General features: G+C 72.7%; 13 protein-coding genes and 1 pseudogene. 7 read left to right on the forward strand and 7 right to left on the reverse strand.

Features of this window, described 5'->3' with window-relative positions; genetic code table 11:
* Positions 1 to 65: 65 nt before the first annotated feature.
* The gene (locus tag ACGFQC_RS29370; RefSeq protein WP_363090693.1) at positions 66 to 1,706 is read left to right on the forward strand and encodes an ABC-F family ATP-binding cassette domain-containing protein; all 1,641 of its coding nucleotides are present in this window, start codon (positions 66 to 68) and stop codon (positions 1,704 to 1,706) included.
* 190 nt (positions 1,707 to 1,896) lie between these two features.
* On the opposite strand, the gene ACGFQC_RS29375 is transcribed toward ACGFQC_RS29370, so the two are convergent.
* Together ACGFQC_RS29375 and ACGFQC_RS29380 are read right to left on the reverse strand one after the other, a co-directional pair.
* Positions 1,897 to 4,302 carry a Tex family protein gene (locus ACGFQC_RS29375; RefSeq protein ID WP_363090692.1) on the reverse strand — a complete coding sequence of 802 codons (2,406 nt, stop codon included), beginning with the start codon at positions 4,300 to 4,302 and terminating at the stop codon, positions 1,897 to 1,899.
* 89 nt (positions 4,303 to 4,391) lie between these two features.
* Positions 4,392 to 4,523, reverse strand: a complete 132-nt coding sequence (locus ACGFQC_RS29380; RefSeq protein WP_363090691.1) for an LPFR motif small protein — start codon at positions 4,521 to 4,523, stop codon at positions 4,392 to 4,394.
* A 255-nt stretch (positions 4,524 to 4,778) separates the two neighbouring features.
* Between ACGFQC_RS29380 and ACGFQC_RS29385 the strand changes: the two are divergent.
* Positions 4,779 to 5,324 (forward strand): annotated as a pseudogene (locus ACGFQC_RS29385) (GlxA family transcriptional regulator); the annotation flags it as partial.
* Positions 5,325 to 5,424: 100 nt separating this feature from the next.
* On the opposite strand, the gene ACGFQC_RS29390 reads toward ACGFQC_RS29385, so the two are convergent.
* Positions 5,425 to 6,174 (reverse strand): enoyl-CoA hydratase/isomerase family protein, encoded by a 750-nt coding sequence (locus ACGFQC_RS29390; protein WP_363090690.1) that lies wholly within the window; start codon positions 6,172 to 6,174, stop codon positions 5,425 to 5,427.
* Positions 6,175 to 6,471: 297 nt separating this feature from the next.
* Entirely contained in the window at positions 6,472 to 7,233 is a 762-nt protein-coding gene (locus tag ACGFQC_RS29395) for a DUF1254 domain-containing protein (RefSeq protein WP_363090689.1), read from the reverse strand.
* A gap of 399 nt (positions 7,234 to 7,632) precedes the next feature.
* Here ACGFQC_RS29395 and ACGFQC_RS29400 point away from each other — a divergent pair, with 399 nt between their 5' ends.
* Positions 7,633 to 8,193 (forward strand): ATP-binding protein, encoded by a 561-nt coding sequence (locus tag ACGFQC_RS29400; RefSeq protein ID WP_363090771.1) that lies wholly within the window; start codon positions 7,633 to 7,635, stop codon positions 8,191 to 8,193.
* 1 nt (position 8,194) lies between these two features.
* Here the strand turns inward: ACGFQC_RS29400 and idi are convergent, their stop codons facing one another.
* The 3 genes from idi to galE all read right to left on the reverse strand — a co-directional run bounded on the left by idi (position 8,195) and on the right by galE (position 11,053).
* A complete protein-coding gene (gene idi, locus ACGFQC_RS29405; RefSeq protein ID WP_363090688.1) occupies positions 8,195 to 8,788 on the reverse strand; it encodes an isopentenyl-diphosphate Delta-isomerase in 594 nt (197 codons plus the stop codon).
* Positions 8,789 to 9,003: 215 nt separating this feature from the next.
* Positions 9,004 to 9,945, reverse strand: coding sequence for a cation diffusion facilitator family transporter (locus ACGFQC_RS29410; RefSeq protein WP_363090687.1), 942 nt, complete (start codon positions 9,943 to 9,945; stop codon positions 9,004 to 9,006).
* A gap of 118 nt (positions 9,946 to 10,063) precedes the next feature.
* Positions 10,064 to 11,053 (reverse strand): UDP-glucose 4-epimerase GalE, encoded by a 990-nt coding sequence (galE, locus tag ACGFQC_RS29415; RefSeq protein WP_363090686.1) that lies wholly within the window; start codon positions 11,051 to 11,053, stop codon positions 10,064 to 10,066.
* A 300-nt stretch (positions 11,054 to 11,353) separates the two neighbouring features.
* Here galE and ACGFQC_RS29420 point away from each other — a divergent pair, with 300 nt between their 5' ends.
* From ACGFQC_RS29420 to ACGFQC_RS29435, 4 genes are read left to right on the forward strand one after another with little or no spacing between them, the layout of a single operon-like run.
* Positions 11,354 to 13,201, forward strand: a complete 1,848-nt coding sequence (locus tag ACGFQC_RS29420; RefSeq protein ID WP_363090685.1) for a DUF5941 domain-containing protein — start codon at positions 11,354 to 11,356, stop codon at positions 13,199 to 13,201.
* Positions 13,198 to 13,959, forward strand: a complete 762-nt coding sequence (locus ACGFQC_RS29425) for a phosphocholine cytidylyltransferase family protein (RefSeq protein ID WP_363090684.1) — start codon at positions 13,198 to 13,200, stop codon at positions 13,957 to 13,959. Before ACGFQC_RS29420 ends, ACGFQC_RS29425 begins: the two co-directional genes overlap by 4 nt.
* Complete coding sequence (locus tag ACGFQC_RS29430; RefSeq protein WP_363090683.1) at positions 13,947 to 15,008, forward strand: iron-containing alcohol dehydrogenase family protein; 1,062 nt, start codon at positions 13,947 to 13,949, stop codon at positions 15,006 to 15,008. Before ACGFQC_RS29425 ends, ACGFQC_RS29430 begins: the two co-directional genes overlap by 13 nt.
* The gene (locus ACGFQC_RS29435; protein WP_363090682.1) at positions 14,986 to 15,765 is read left to right on the forward strand and encodes a CDP-alcohol phosphatidyltransferase family protein; all 780 of its coding nucleotides are present in this window, start codon (positions 14,986 to 14,988) and stop codon (positions 15,763 to 15,765) included. Before ACGFQC_RS29430 ends, ACGFQC_RS29435 begins: the two co-directional genes overlap by 23 nt.
* Positions 15,766 to 15,800: the final 35 nt, after the last annotated feature.

The following is a 15,800-nucleotide window of genomic DNA, read 5'->3' on the forward strand; positions in this document are numbered from 1 at the left end:
CGGCCCCGACCGCCGACGGTGCGGTGCGATCCCGGCCCCGGCCGCCGACTAGGATCTACCCTCTGATGACTGCCACCCTCGTCGCCAAGAACCTCGCCGCCGGCCACGGCGACCGCTCCCTCTTCTCCGGGCTCGACCTCGTCGTCGCCCCCGGTGACGTGATCGGGCTGGTCGGAGCCAACGGCGCGGGCAAGTCCACCCTGCTGACGCTCCTCGCCGGGCTCACCGCACCCGAGCAGGGCGAGCTGCGCCTGTCCCCGCCGACCGCGACCGTCGGCCACCTGCCCCAGGAGCCCGAGCGCCGCCCCGGCGAGAGCGTGCGGGAGTTCCTGGCCCGCCGCACCGGCGTCGCCGAGGCCCAGCGGACCATGGACGAGGCCACCCAGGCCCTCGTCGAGGGTGCGCCGGGCTCCGACGACGCGTACGCCACCAGCCTGGAGCGCTGGCTCGACCTCGGCGGCGCCGACCTCGACGAGCGCGCCGCGGAGATCGCCGACTCCCTCGGCCTCGGTGTCGACCTGGACCAGCCGATGACCTCCCTGTCCGGCGGCCAGGCGGCCCGCGCGGGCCTGGCCTCCCTGCTCCTGTCCCGCTACGACGTCTTCCTCCTCGACGAGCCCACCAACGACCTCGACCTGGACGGCCTGGAGCGCCTGGAGCGCTTCGTGACCGGCCTGCGCGCCGGCACCGTCGTCGTCAGCCACGACCGCGAGTTCCTCACCCGGACCGTCACCAAGGTCCTCGAACTCGACCTCGCCCAGCAGCGGATCAGGCTCTACGGCGGCGGCTACGACGCCTACCTGGAGGAGCGGGAGGTGGCCCGCCGGCACGCCCGCGACGACTACGAGGAGTTCGCCGACAAGAAGGCCGCCCTCCAGGACCGCGCGCAGACCCAGCGCTCCTGGATGGACAAGGGCGTCAAGAACGCCCGCCGCAAGGCGGCCAACGACAACGACAAGATCGGCCGCAAGTTCCGCAGCGAGGCCAGCGAGAAGCAGGCCGCGAAGGCCCGCCAGACCCAGCGCATGATCGAACGCCTGGAGGTGGTCGACGAGCCGCGCAAGGAGTGGGAGCTGCGCATGGAGATCGCGTCCGCCCCGCGCTCCGGCGCCGTCGTGGCGTCCCTGCGCGACGCCGAGGTGCGGCGCGGCGACTTCGCCCTCGGTCCGGTGACCCTCCAGATCGACTGGGCCGACCGGGTCGCGGTGACCGGCGCCAACGGCGCGGGCAAGTCGACCCTGCTCGGCGCGCTCCTCGGCCGGGTCCCGCTGGACGCCGGACACGCCGCCCTCGGCTCGGGCGTCCTGGTCGGCGAGGTCGACCAGGCCCGCAAGCTGTTCCACGGACCCGAGGCGCTGCTGGACGCGTTCGGCGCGGCCGTCCCCGACACCGAACCGGCGGAAGTACGCACGCTGCTGGCCAAGTTCGGTCTGAAGGCGGAGCACGTGCTGCGCCCGGCGGCCACCCTGTCACCGGGTGAACGCACCCGTGCGGCTCTCGCACTCCTCCAGGGCCGCGGGGTGAACCTCCTCGTCCTCGACGAGCCCACCAACCACCTCGACCTCCCGGCCATCGAGCAGCTGGAGTCGGCCCTCGACGCCTACCAGGGCACCCTCCTGCTGGTCACCCACGACCGCCGCATGCTGGACGCGGTCCACGTCACCCGGCGCCTGGAGGTCGCCGACGGCAAGGTGACGGAACGCTAGGGCCTGCTCTGCGGACGGACGGCGGGAAGGTGACGACAGGGCCCGGGGCAGCTCACCCGCCGATCAGGTTCGGCCCGGACGCTCCCGGGGCCCCGCCGCCGGTACGCCGGGGTGCGTCCACGCGAGGTGCTCACACGCCGCCGGGCCCGGCCCCCGCGGAGTGCGGGGAACCGGGCCCGGCGCACGCGTCCTACCGCTTGCCCTTCGGGCCGTCGGTCAGGCCCGCCCGGCGCAGGGCGTCCGCCATCGCGCTGTTGGCCGGCGGCGGCGCCTGACGCGAGCCGTCGGCCCGCCCGCCCCCGCCGCGCTGACCGCCCTGCTGCCGCTGCCCGCCCTGCCGGCGCTGCTGCGGCGGACGACCGCCGCGCTGCGGTCGGCCCTCGCCCGACGGATCGCTCTTCGGGGCCGCCTCGTCGTCCAGCCGCAGCGTCAGCGAGATCCGCTTGCGCGGGATGTCGACGTCCAGGACCTTCACCCTGACGATGTCACCGGGCTTGACCACGTCCCGCGGGTCCTTGACGAACGTCCTGGACAACGCGGACACGTGCGCCAGCCCGTCCTGGTGGACGCCGATGTCGATGAACGCCCCGAAGGCCGCCACGTTCGTGACCACGCCCTCCAGGACCATCCCGGACTCCAGGTCGGAGATCTTCTCCACGCCCTCCCTGAACGAGGCCGTCCTGAACGCCGGCCGCGGGTCGCGCCCCGGCTTCTCCAGCTCCTTGAGGATGTCGGTCACGGTCGGCAGACCGAACGTCTCGTCCACGAAGTCGGCCGGCCGCAGCGAACGCAGCACCGCCGTGTTGCCCACCAGCGACGCCACCTCCTGACCGGACGTCTTCACCATCCGCCGCACCACCGGGTAGGCCTCAGGGTGCACGCTGGAGGCGTCCAGCGGGTCGTCGCCACCGCGGATCCGCAGGAAGCCCGCACACTGCTCGTACGCCTTCGGGCCGAGCCGGGGCACCTTCTTCAGCGCCTGCCGGGACGTGAACGGCCCGTTGGCGTCCCGGTGCGCCACGATGTTCTCGGCGAGGCCGGAGGTGATGCCCGAGACGCGGGCGAGCAGCGGGGCCGAGGCGGTGTTGACGTCGACGCCGACGCCGTTCACACAGTCCTCCACCACCGCGTCCAGCGAACGCGACAGCTTCACCTCGGACAGGTCGTGCTGGTACTGCCCGACGCCGATCGACTTCGGGTCGATCTTCACCAGCTCGGCGAGCGGGTCCTGGAGCCGGCGCGCGATCGAGACCGCGCCGCGCAGCGACACGTCCATCTCGGGCAGCTCCTGCGAGGCGAACGCGGACGCCGAGTACACGGAGGCCCCGGCCTCGGACACCATCACCTTGGTGAGCTTCAACTCCGGGTGCTTGACGATGAGTTCCCCGGCGAGCTTGTCGGTCTCGCGGGACGCGGTGCCGTTGCCGATCGCGATCAGCTCGACCGCGTGCTTCTTCGCCAGCCGCGCGAGCCCGGCGATCGCCTCGTCCCACCTGTTGGCCGGGACGTGCGGGTGGACGACGTCGGTGGCCACCACCTTGCCGGTCGCGTCGACGACGGCCACCTTCACGCCCGTACGGAAGCCGGGGTCCAGGCCGAGTGTCGCGCGCGTGCCGGCCGGGGCGGCGAGCAGCAGGTCGCGCAGGTTCGCCGCGAAGACGTCCACCGCCTCGTCCTCGGCGGCCGTGCGCAGCCTGAGCCGCAGGTCGATGCCGAGGTGCACCAGGATGCGGGTGCGCCAGGCCCAGCGGACCGTGTCCTTCAGCCACTTGTCGCCCGGCCGCCCCCGGTCGGCGATGCCGAACCGGTGCGCCACGATCCCCTCGTACGACGACGGCCCGTCCGTCGCCTCCTCGGGCTCCAGGACGAGGTCGAGGACCTCCTCCTTCTCCCCGCGCAGCATCGCCAGGATCCGGTGCGAGGGCAGCGCGGTGAACGGCTCGGCGAAGTCGAAGTAGTCGGCGAACTTCGCGCCCGCCTCCTCCTTGCCCTCCCGCACCCGCGCGGCGAGCCGGCCCCGCACCCACATCCGCTCGCGCAACTCGCCGATCAGGTCGGCGTCCTCCGAGAACCGCTCGGTCAGGATCGCCCGGGCGCCGTCCAGGGCGGCCTGCGGATCGGCGACGCCCTTGTCGGCGTCGACGAAGGCGGCCGCCGCGGCGAGCGGCTCCACCGACGGGTCGCCGAGCAGCCCGTCGGCGAGCGGCACCAGGCCCGCCTCCCGCGCGATCTGCGCCTTCGTCCGGCGCTTCGGCTTGAACGGCAGGTAGATGTCCTCGAGCCGCGCCTTGGTCTCGGCGCCCCGGATCCGCGCCTCCAGCTCGTCGCTGAGCCTGCCCTGCTCGCGCACGGACTCCAGGATCGCCGTCCGGCGCTCCTCCAGCTCCCGCAGATAGCGCAGCCGCTCCTCGATCGTGCGCAGCTGCGCGTCGTCGAGCATCTCGGTCGCTTCCTTGCGGTAGCGGGCGATGAAGGGCACCGTGGAGCCGCCGTCGAGCAGCTCCACGGCGGACCTCACCTGCCGCTCCCGCACGCCGAGTTCCTCGGCGATCCTGCCTTCGATGGACCCTACTTCGATGGACCCGGGTGTCGTCACGATCCCGTACCGCCTTCTCCACTGGGGTTGCGCGGCAATTGTGGCAGGCGGCGCCGACACCCGGGGACCGGGGCGTGTCCGGGCGGGTCTCAGGCCCGGCCGTGCCGCGTGCTCGAGGAGGCCCCGCCGAACAGCCTGGCCACGGCCCGGAAGGGCAGCGTCACCACTGTGGCGATCGCTCCACCGATCTGCCGCAGTACATCTGCGATCGCACGGAACACGGAAGTCTCCTCTCGTCTCCGGCCGTCATGGCCGGACCCTGTCGTCTCCGGCCGTCGCGGCCGGAACCTCCGTCTACCTCGACCGCGGCCGATCATGCGTGTCCGGCTGCCACCATCCTCGCGACCAGGGCATTCGTCCGCTTTCGCCGGTGATCGCCCGCTCGGCCGTCCGCGGGCGGCGACCGGCCGCCCATGGCGGGAAAGGTGGGGAACTCGTCGTTGCGGCCGTCGCGCGGCCCGCGAAGAATCGACCGCATGGCCCAGCGAACCGTCCTCGTCGTCCTCTTCGACGACGTCCAGAGCCTCGACGTCACCGGCCCCGTGGAGGTCTTCGCGGGGGCCGACCGGCACGCTCCCGGCACGTACCGCGTACGGACCGCGTCCCTGGACGGCGGTGCCGTGCGCACCTCCAGCGGCCTGACCCTGGTGCCCGACACGGCCCTCGCCGACGTGCCCGGACCGCACACGCTCCTCGTGCCGGGCGGGGAGGGCACCCGCGGGCCCGACCCGCGGCTGACCCACTGGCTGCGCGAGCACGGCCCGCGCGCCGCGCGGCTGGTCTCCGTGTGCACCGGCGCGATCCTGCTCGCCCGCGCGGGCCTGCTGGACGGCCGCCGCGCCACCACCCACTGGGCCTACTGCGACACCCTCGCCCGTCACCACCCGGCGATCGAGGTCGACCCCGACCCCGTCTACGTGCGCGACGGGCAGGTCTCCACCTCGGCCGGCGTCCCCGCGGGCATCGACATGGGACTCACCCTGCTCGGCCGGATCGCCGGCGACGAACACGCCCAGGCCGTCCAGCTGCTCACCGAGTACGACCCGCGGCCGCCCTACGACGCCGGATCACCGCACAAGGCGCCGGCCCACCTCGTGGAGGAGTTCCGCGCCACGAGCCGGTTCATCCTGACGTAGTCCAGGTGAAGCGCGGCTCCCTGCGCTCCAGGAAGGCGGCGACCCCCTCCGCGGTGTCGCCGCTGCCGCGCGCCTGCGCCGCCCAGTGGGCGTCGCGGTCCGTGCGGCCGTCGGCGAACTCCTTCGCCGCGGCCTGCGTCAGCCGCGAACGGGACACCAGCACGCGTGTGAACTCCTGCACCCTGCCGTCGAGTTCGCCGGCCGGCAGCACCTCGTCGACCAGGCCTGTGCGCAGCGCCCGCGCCGCGTCGATCAACTCGCCGGAGAACAGCAGGTACTTGGCGGCGGCCGGCCCCACCAGCGTCACCAGCCGCCGGGTGGCCGAGGAGGAGTAGACGATCCCGAGCCTGGCCGGCGTCACCCCGAACAGCGCGCTCTCCTCGGCGAACCGCAGGTCGCAGGCGGCCGCCAGCTGTGCGCCCCCGCCCACGCAGTGCCCCTTCACGGCGGCCAGCGTCGGCTTGGGGAAGGCGGCGAGGGCCTCCTCGGCCCGCACGGCCAGCGCCTGGGCCTCGTCCGGCGAGCCCTGGAGCGTGGAGATGTCGGCCCCCGCGCAGAACGTGCCGCCCGCGCCGGTCAGCACCAGCGCCCCCACTCCGGGATCGGCGGCCAGCTCCGCCAGCAGCGGCGGCAGCGCCCGCCACATCGCGGCCGTCATGGCGTTGCGCTTGGCCGGATGGTGCAGGACGACGGTGGCGACGGCGTCGGTGACACCGTGCAGCAGTTCGGGCTCCATGGCCCGGATGCTAATCGTGCGGCCGCGCACCCGATCACGCCCGGTGGGGTGAGCGGCACGACACCGAGGGAGGAATCGAGGGCAAAAGGGATCAAAGAGGGAGCGGAGCGAGGAGGCGCCCAAGGACACGTCCCCCCGGCCCCGGGGCGAGGCGGCGAAACTCCGCGGGGGGTGTGGACTGCTGGCGGTGGAGCGCGCACGGGTGTGCTCCGGTGCGCACGAGCGCGTGTTCCGCGCGGCGATGGGCCGCATCCTGGACGGCCACCCCGAGCACTCCAACGGCGGGCGGGATCATGTTCACGAGGAGCCCGGTGCCCTCGACGAAGCGCGGCGGATCGGCTCTCCGGAGCGCGGCGGTCCAGGTCTCGGCGGTCCACGGCAGCGGCGGCGCCGTGCCACCGGTGACGATCTCCCCGATGCTCGTCCCGTAGAACCCGGGGACGTAGCGGTGGATGCGCAGCCCCTGCCTGATGCGCTCGACCGCCGGCTTCGGGTCGTCGCCCTCCAGGAACGCCCGCCCAGGATGAGTCGCGTGGTGCGCGTCCGGCACGTGAAGAACCCGCCCTCGGGAAGAGGGCCTTCGTGGCCGGGCGACACGAAGAGGTACCTGCCGCCGGCACCGCGGTCGGGACCGGCCATGCCGGGGTCCGCGACCCAGCGGAACCACATGTCGTTGAGGAAACAGAGGGAGAGCGGTGGAATTTCCACCACCAGCGGCCCTTCGGTCAGGTCGAGGAACGTCACGAAATAGACGGTGTCCGCGTTGCCGGTGAGCACGAGTGTCTTCGGACCCATGAATTCGGAGCAGAACATGACGTCGTGGTCCTGGATTCCCGCCTCCAGGAATCCCTTGCGGGCCGCCCACAGGCTGACGCCGGAATACGCGTCGAGGAAGGCGGTGACCGCCCGTACGTGGTCCACGTGGTCGTACAGGCGGTCAGCCGTCTCCTCGGTGGGAACGCCGAGGGGGAAATCGAGGGATCCCAGCTGTGTCTCGACCCGCTCGGGAGTCGAAATCGATTCCAGGATCTCGGGTGAGATCTGTGCTGCTTCCTGCAAGGCATGGCCCCCGTCTCTCGTGGAATCGCACCTTGATGACCGCTGTTCTCCACGGCCACCGGACTCCGCGGTGCTGTGCCATGCGGCGCGAGCGAAGGGCTCGGACGGCGGAAAAGGGGCGGGTGGAAGGCTGCCGGGGCGGCCCGCGGACACCCGCACGGCCGGGAACCCGCCCCGGGGGCGAATCGGGCGAGGGCGCCCCGCCGAACCCGTACAACCCGAAGAGTGAGTGAAGACAACGTGAGCACAACAAAAGTGGTCACTTTTCGGGCAGAAGGAGGCCGGGGTGGTCGAGAGCGCTCTATACCGGCTGACTTCTGTTCAGACGTCCGGGGGAGGCGCCCGGTTGCCAACACTCGACGTGTGGTGACAATCGAGCGCGAGGACGGCGACCGGACGATGGAGAACCAGGGGCGCGGGCCCGGCCCACGCCCGGAGGGCCAGGCGGGGGCGCCCCCCGGAACGACGGAGGACCCCCCGGCCGGCAGAGTGCCGCAACCGCAACCGCAACCGCAACCGCAACCGCAACCGCAGCCGTACGAAGGCGTCTGGCGGTTCACCGCGTCCGCCGTGGACGCCTCGGTCCCGCAGGCGAGACACGCCGTGCGGGACCTGCTGCACCGGCAGGGGGTGCCGGCCTCGGACGACCTGGTCCAGGGCCTGCTGCTGATCGTCTCCGAGCTGGTGACCAACGCCGTACGGCACGCGGCACTGCTGTCGCCGGTCCTCGCGGTGGAGGTGGCCGTCGGGGCCGAGTGGGTGCGGGTGTCCGTGGAGGACAGCCACCCCTACCGCCCGACCGCGCTGGAGGCCGACCACGGCCGGACGGGCGGCCGGGGACTGCTGCTGGTGCGGGAGATCGCCCGGGAGGCGGGCGGCGTGTGCGACGTCGAACACACCACGAGCGGCGGCAAGGTGATCTGGGCCGCCCTGCCGCTCGAACCCGCGGGAAACCGCTAGCTCACCAGCCGGCCGAGGGACCCGTCAGCTCCCGCACCGCCGGCCTGGCCGCGTCCAGCACGGTCATGAACCAGGAGGAGAACACGTCCTTCGCATGCCGCTCCGCCAGCTCGGCGGGCGTCACGAAGGCCGTGTCGCCGACCTCCTCGGGGTCCGGCCGCAGTGCGGACTGCACCATCCCCACGAACAGGTGGTTGTACTCCTGCTCCACCAGGCCCGACGCCGGGTCCGGGTGGTTGTAGCGGACCGTGCCCGCCTCCGCCATCAGCGAGGGGGACACCCCCAGCTCCTCGAACGTGCGCCGCGCGGCCGCCGCGAACGGCGCCTCACCCGGGTAGGGGTGACCGCAGCACGTGTTGGACCAGACACCGGGGGAGTGGTACTTGCCCAGCGCCCGCTGCTGGAGCAGCAGCCGGCCCCGCTCGTCGAAGAGGAACACCGAGAACGCCCGGTGCAGCCGTCCCGGCGCCTGATGGGCCGCGAGCTTCTCCGCGGTGCCGATGGTCACGCCGTCCTCATCGACCAGTTCCAGCAAAATCGCGTCCGCGGTGCCGTTCGACGAGCCGGTCGTCGCGGTGGCAGGTGTGATCGGCATACCCATCCTTAACATCGGTCCTCGCGCCCCCAGTCTGCCGTACGCACACGGCGCTCCCGGCACTTCCGCGCGAACGCCCGCATGTCCTGCCGCACGGCGTGACCGCGGCCGTCACCACTTCGTGGCCGGAAACGGGGCCCGGTGGGTGATCTTGCCCGGTGCCGCGCACGCGAACCGTCCGGAACGGATGTGCGAACGCCGGGCCGCCCGGGTCCTCAGTGACAGAGCCGCGCCTCGTGCTGCGCGTGGCCGTGCGGCTCCAGCTGGAAGGTGCAGTGCGTCACGTCGAAGTGGTCGCCCAGGCAGCCCTGGAGCTCGTGCAGCATCTTCTCGTGGCCGATCGCGTCCAGCACGTCCGAGCGCACCACCACGTGCGCCGACAGCACCGGCATTCCCGAGGTGATCGTCCAGGCGTGCAGGTCGTGCACGTCCTCCACCCCGTCCAGGGCCAGCATGTGGGTGCGCACCTCGGCCATGTCGACGCCCTTGGGAGCCGCCTCCAGCAGCACGTCCAGCGTCTCGCGCAGCAGCTTCACGGTCCGCGGCACGATCATCAGGCCGATGACGAGGGAGGCGACCGGGTCGGCGGCCTGCCAGCCCGTCGTCAGGATCACCACCGCCGACAGCAGCACCGCGACCGAGCCCAGCGCGTCCGCCGCCACCTCCAGGAACGCGCCCCGCACATTGAGGCTGTCGGCCTGCCCGCGCATCAGCAGCGTCAGCGAGATCATGTTGGCGACCAGGCCGATCCCGCCGAACACGATCATCAGAGCGCCCTCGGTGGGGGCCGGCGTGAGGAACCGCTGGACGGCCTCGTACACGACGTACCCGCCCACGCCGAGCAGCAGCAGACAGTTGGCGAGGGCGGCCAGGATCTCGGCGCGGGCGTACCCGAAGGTGCGGTTCCCGGTCGGCGGGCGGCCCGCGAAGTGGATGGCCAGCAGTGCCATGCCGAGACCCAGCGCGTCCGTCGCCATGTGCGCCGCGTCGGCGATCAGGGCGAGGGAGTCGGCGAGCACGCCGCCGACGATCTCCACCACCATGACGGTGAGCGTGATCGCCAGCGCGGCCCGCAGCCGGCCGCGGTACGCCGCCGCGGCCGTACCCGTGGCCGGCACGTGCGTGTGACCGTGTCCGTGGTCGTGCCCAGCCCCCATGGGAAACAGCCTCCTGCGATCGGCCCGGGACCCCAGTGAACTACGGGCGGGGGGTATCCGGCAACGCGGCACTGAACACCGTTGTCATCTCCCCTGACCTGCGGAAACGAAGTCCAGGTCAGGCGTCCTCCGGCAACTCGGCCGACCGGCGCAGCCGCCAGCCCCGCCAGGCCGAACCGACCATCTCGCGCACCCCGCGCGAGGCGGTCCAGCCCAGCTCCCGGGCGGCCAGCGCGGCCGAGGCCACCGCGCGCGGCGCGTCCCCGGGGCGGCGCCCCTCGACCACGGCCGGCCGGGTGTCGCCGGTGACCTCGCCGATCAGGGTGACCAGCTCGCGCACCGAGACGCCCTCGCCGCGGCCGATGTTCACCGTCAGATCGCCGCACGCGTCCGGCGCGCCGAGCCGGCGGGCCGCCGCGAGATGCGCCTCGGCCAGGTCGGCGACGTGGATGTAGTCCCGTACGCAGGTGCCGTCCGGGGTCGGGTAGTCGTCGCCGAAGATGCGCGGGGCCTCGCCGCGGGTGAGCCGGTCGAAGACCATCGGGACGATGTTGAAGACGCCCGTGTCGGCCAGCTCGGGCCCGGCCGCCCCGGCCACGTTGAAGTAGCGCAGGCACGTCGTCGCCATGCCGTGCGCCTCGCCCGCCGCCCGCACCAGCCACTCCCCGGCGAGCTTGGTCTCGCCGTACGGGTTGACCGGGGCGCAGGGGGTGTCCTCCGTGATGAGGTCCACGTCCGGGTTGCCGTAGACGGCCGCGGACGAGGAGAACAGGAACCGCCGGACACCGGCCCCGGCGGCCGCCTCCAGCAGGGTGGCCAGACCCCCGACGTTCTCCCGGTAGTAGCGCGTGGGCTGCGCCACCGACTCGGCGACCTGCTTGCGTGCCGCCAGGTGCACCACCCCGGTCACCGCGTGCTCGGCCAGGACCCGCTCCAGCAGGCCGGCGTCGAGCGCCGAACCCGCGACGAGGGGCACGTCCGCCGGGAGCCGCGCGGGGACGCCGGCCGACAGGTCGTCCAGCACGACGACGCGTTCGCCGGCGCCGGTCATGGCCCGCGCCACATGTGCCCCTATGTATCCGGCCCCGCCGGTGATCAGCCACGTCATGGCCGCCAACCCTATGCCGAGGCCCCGGGTCCGCGCGCAATGTCCCGGATGTCCGCCGTGGGGGAGCGCGGTTTGTGGGCGGGGCCGCCGATCGCACATGATGATCTCGGCGAAGGCCGGTCCGGACCGCGTGGATCGGACCTGAACGGCCGGTGAACACGGCCTTCCCGGCATCCGATAGCCTCTGCCGAATGCCGCGCGCCCGGTGCCGTCACCGGTGCCGTACAGGGGCGCCCGCCATGCAGAGCCCACCATGCAGAAGACCGGCGCACGCGCGCCGGACCCAGGGAGTGAGTTCGGTTGTCGACCGCCATCCTCACCGGTCAGCCGGTCCCCGGTTCGTCGATCGAGGCCGACCTGCGGTCCCTCGGCTTCGACGTCCGGACCGCCGCCGACGCCGCCGACGCGGAGACGCTCCTCGCCGCCGTCCCGGAGGACCAGCGGGTCGCCGTCGTCGACACCCGCTTCGTGGGCCACCGGCACGCGCTGCGCCTCGGCCTGACCGACCCCCGCTTCCCGCTCGCCGCGGTCCCCGGCGCCGTCACCGCCCGGCCGGCCGGCCGCCGGGCCCTGACCCGCGCGATGGCCCGCGAGAACTCCGCGGACGGCGGCACCGCGCACGGGGGCGCCCCCGCGCGGGCGAAGCCGGGCGTGGGGAACGCAGGGGATGCGGACAGCCTCGCCGACCGCATCGCCACCGCCCTCGACGCCGACGGCGGCGAGGTCCACCGGCCCGAACTGGGCAGCCTGGTCGCCGCCGTCCCCGTCGACCCGCAGGCCCGCAACGAGGCGCGGCAGGCCGTCGACGCCGTCGACGACGAGGCCGTACGCCTGAAGTCGGCCGTGAAGGCCCGCGACGGCTTCTTCACGACGTTCTGCATCAGCCCCTACTCGCGCTACCTCGCCCGCTGGTGCGCCCGCCGGGGCCTCACCCCGAACCAGGTCACCACCGCCTCGCTGGTCACCGCGCTGATCGCGGCCGGCTGCGCGGCCACCGGCACCCGCCCCGGCTACGTCGCCGCCGGACTGCTGCTGATCTTCTCCTTCGTCCTGGACTGCACCGACGGCCAGCTCGCCCGCTACTCGCTCCAGTACTCCACCCTCGGTGCCTGGCTGGACGCCACCTTCGACCGGGCCAAGGAGTACGCCTACTACGCGGGCCTCGCCCTCGGGGCGGCCCGCGGCGGCGACGACGTCTGGGCGCTGGCCCTCGGCGCGATGGTCCTGCAGACCTGCCGGCACGTCGTGGACTTCTCCTTCAACGAGGCCAATCACGACGCCACCGCCAACACCAGCCCCACCGCCGCCCTCTCCGGCAAGCTGGACAGCGTCGGCTGGACGGTCTGGGTGCGCCGGATGATAGTGCTGCCCATCGGCGAACGATGGGCCATGATCGCCGTCCTGACCGCGGCCACCACCCCCCGCATCACCTTCTGCGTCCTGCTCGTCGGCTGCGCCTTCGCCGCCGCGTACACCACGGCGGGCCGGGTCCTGCGCTCCCTCACCCGCAAGGCGCGCCGCACGGACCGGGCGGCGCAGGCCCTGGCGGACCTCTCCGACAGCGGGCCGCTGGCCGAACTGTTCGCCCGCGTCCTGCCGCCCACCCGCTTCCTCCCGCCGGTCGTCTGGGCCGCCTGCGGGGCGGCACTCCTGACGCTCGGGGCCTGGATCCAGGGAGCCGGCTGGGGGGTCGTCCTGGGTGCCGTCGTCTACGCGCTGGTGTCCTCCGAAGCCGTCGCCCGCCCCCTCAAGGGCGCCCTCGACTGGCTCGTCCCCCCGCTCTTCCGCGCCGCCGAGTACGGCACGGTGCTGATCCTCGCGGCGAAGGCCGACGTGAACGGAGCACTACCGGCCGCTTTCGGGCTGGTTGCCGCCGTCGCCTACCATCACTACGACACGGTGTACCGCATCCGCGGCGACGCCGGAGCGCCGCCGGCCTGGCTGGTGCGCGCCGTCGGGGGACAGGAGGGGCGGACGCTGCTCGTGGCCGTGCTCGCCGCGGTGCTCACCGCCCGGCAGTTCACGGTCGCGCTCACGGTTCTCGCCGTGGCCGTCGCCCTCGTGGTGCTCGCCGAGAGCATCCGCTTCTGGGTCGCCGCCCACCGGGCAGGCGCCCCGTCCGTACACGATGAAGGAGAACCCGCATGATCGGCCTCGTGCTGGCGGCCGGCGCCGGACGGCGTCTGCGCCCCTACACCGACAGCCTTCCCAAGGCGCTGGTGCCGGTGGGGCCCGCGGGCATAGAGGACGGACCCGATGCGGTCACCGTGCTGGACCTGACCCTCGGCAACTTCGCCGAGATCGGTCTGACCGAGGTCGCGGTCATCGTCGGCTACCGCAAGGAAGCCGTGTACGAGCGCAGGGCGGCCCTGGAGGCGAAGTACGGGCTGAAGCTCACCCTGATCGACAACGACAAGGCCGAGGAGTGGAACAACGCCTACTCCCTGTGGTGCGGGCGTGACGCCCTCAAGGACGGTGTGATCCTCGCCAACGGCGACACCGTGCACCCGGTCTCCGTCGAGAAGACCCTGCTCGCCGCCCGCGGCGACGGCAGGCGGATCATCCTCGCGCTCGACACCGTGAAGTCCCTCGCCGACGAGGAGATGAAGGTCGTCGTCGACCCCGCCAAGGGCATGACGAGGATCACCAAGCTCATGGACCCCGCCGAGGCCACCGGCGAGTACATCGGCGTCACCCTCATCGAGGGCGACGCCGCCCCCGACCTGGCCGACGCGCTGAAGACCGTCTGGGAGAAGGACCCCCAGCAGTTCTACGAGCACGGCTACCAGGAGCTCGTGAACCGCGGCTTCCGCATCGACGTGGCGCCGATCGGCGATGTCGAGTGGGTCGAGATCGACAACCACGACGATCTCGCCCGTGGACGGGAGATCGCGTGCCACTACTGACCCGGCTGATCCCCTCGCCGGTCGTCGTCGACATCCGTCCGGGTGCCCTCGACGACCTCGTCGGGGTCCTCGCCGACGAGCGCATCTCGCACTCGGGCAAGCTCGCCGTCGCCGTCAGCGGCGGCTCGGGCGCCCGGCTGCGCGAGCGCCTCACCCCCGCCCTGTCCGGCGCCACCTGGTACGAGGTGGACGGCGGCACCCTCGACGACGCCGTGCGGCTCGCCGGTGACATAAAGGCCGGCCACTACGACGCCGTCGTGGGCCTGGGCGGCGGCAAGATCATCGACTGTGCCAAGTTCGCCGCGGCACGGGTGGGCCTGCCGCTGGTCGCCGTACCGACGAACCTCGCGCACGACGGACTGTGCTCCCCGGTCGCCACCCTCGACAACGACGCGGGCCGCGGCTCCTACGGAGTGCCGAACCCGATCGCCGTCGTGATCGACCTGGACGTCATCCGGGACGCGCCGGTCCGCTACGTGCGGGCCGGGATCGGTGACGCCGTCTCCAACATCTCCGCGATCGCGGACTGGGAGCTGGCCCACCGCGTCAAGGGCGAGAAGATCGACGGACTGGCCGCCGCCATCGCGCGGCAGGCCGGCGAGGCGGTCCTGCGGCACCCGGGCGGCGTCGGCGACACCGGCTTCCTCCAGGTGCTCGCCGAGGCGCTCGTCCTCAGCGGCATCGCGATGTCGGTGTCCGGCGACTCCCGCCCGTCGTCCGGCGCCTGCCACGAGATCAACCACGCCTTCGACCTGCTGTACCCCAGGCGCGCCGCCGCCCACGGCGAGCAGTGCGGACTGGGCGCGGCCTTCGCGATGTACCTGCGCGGAGCCCACGAGGAGTCGGCGTACATGGCCGAGGTGCTGCGCCGGCACGGACTGCCGGTGCTGCCCGACGAGATCGGCTTCACGACGGAGGAGTTCGTCAAGGTCGTGGAGTACGCCCCGCAGACCCGCCCCGGCCGCTACACGATCCTCGAACACCTCGACCTCAAGACCGAACAGATCAAGGACACCTACGCCGACTATGTCAAGGCCATCAGTAGCTGAACTCAGACCGGTCGTCCACCCCGCGGGGGTGAAGGACCGGCGCAGCGGTGAGCACTGGATGGGACGCCTCTACATGCGTGAGGTGTCCCTGCGGGTCGACCGCTATCTGGTGAACACCAGGGTCACGCCCAACCAGCTCACGTACCTGATGACCGTCTTCGGCGTGCTCGCGGCCCCGGCCCTGCTGGTGCCGGGGATCACGGGCGCGGTGCTCGGCGTGGTCTGCGTCCAGATGTACCTGCTGCTGGACTGCGTCGACGGCGAGATCGCCCGCTGGAAGAAGCAGTACTCCCTCAACGGCGTCTACCTGGACCGGGTCGGCGCCTACCTGACCGACGCCGCCGTGCTCACCGGCTTCGGCCTGCGCGCCGCCGACCTGTGGGGCACCGGCCGCGTCGACTGGCTGTGGGCCTTCCTCGGCACGCTCGCCGCGCTCGGCGCGATCCTGATCAAGGCGGAGACCGACCTCGTCGGCGTCGCCCGCCACCAGGCCGGGAAGCCGCCGGTGCAGGAGGCGGCCGCGGAGATGCGCTCCTCCGGCATGGCACTGGCCCGCAGGGCCGCCGCCATGCTGAAGTTCCACCGCCTGATCCTCGGCATCGAGGCCTCCCTGCTCATCCTGGTCCTGGCGGTCGTGGACCAGGCGCGCGGCGACCTCTTCTTCACCCGGCTCGGGGTCGCCGTCCTCGCGGGCATCGCCCTGCTGCAGACCGTGCTGCACCTGGTGTCCATCCTCGCGTCGAGCAGGCTGAAGTGAGCGCGCCCGTGAAGGTCGGCGCGGTGATCATCACC

The organism is Streptomyces sp. NPDC048734, from assembly GCF_043198675.1.
Lineage (GTDB): Bacteria > Actinomycetota > Actinomycetes > Streptomycetales > Streptomycetaceae > Streptomyces.

Excerpts from the sequence above, each read along its gene's own strand:
- ACGFQC_RS29370 (WP_363090693.1), top strand. The coding sequence starts at position 66 with ATGACTGCCACCCTCGTCGCCAAGAACCTCGCCGCCGGCCACGGCGAC.
- ACGFQC_RS29390 (WP_363090690.1), bottom strand. The coding sequence starts at position 6,174 with ATGGAGCCCGAACTGCTGCACGGTGTCACCGACGCCGTCGCCACCGTC.
- ACGFQC_RS29400 (WP_363090771.1), top strand. The coding sequence starts at position 7,633 with ATGGAGAACCAGGGGCGCGGGCCCGGCCCACGCCCGGAGGGCCAGGCG.
- idi (WP_363090688.1), bottom strand. The coding sequence starts at position 8,788 with ATGCCGATCACACCTGCCACCGCGACGACCGGCTCGTCGAACGGCACC.
- ACGFQC_RS29410 (WP_363090687.1), bottom strand. The coding sequence starts at position 9,945 with ATGGGGGCTGGGCACGACCACGGACACGGTCACACGCACGTGCCGGCC.
- galE (WP_363090686.1), bottom strand. The coding sequence starts at position 11,053 with ATGACGTGGCTGATCACCGGCGGGGCCGGATACATAGGGGCACATGTG.
- ACGFQC_RS29425 (WP_363090684.1), top strand. The coding sequence starts at position 13,198 with ATGATCGGCCTCGTGCTGGCGGCCGGCGCCGGACGGCGTCTGCGCCCC.
- ACGFQC_RS29435 (WP_363090682.1), top strand. The coding sequence starts at position 14,986 with ATGTCAAGGCCATCAGTAGCTGAACTCAGACCGGTCGTCCACCCCGCG.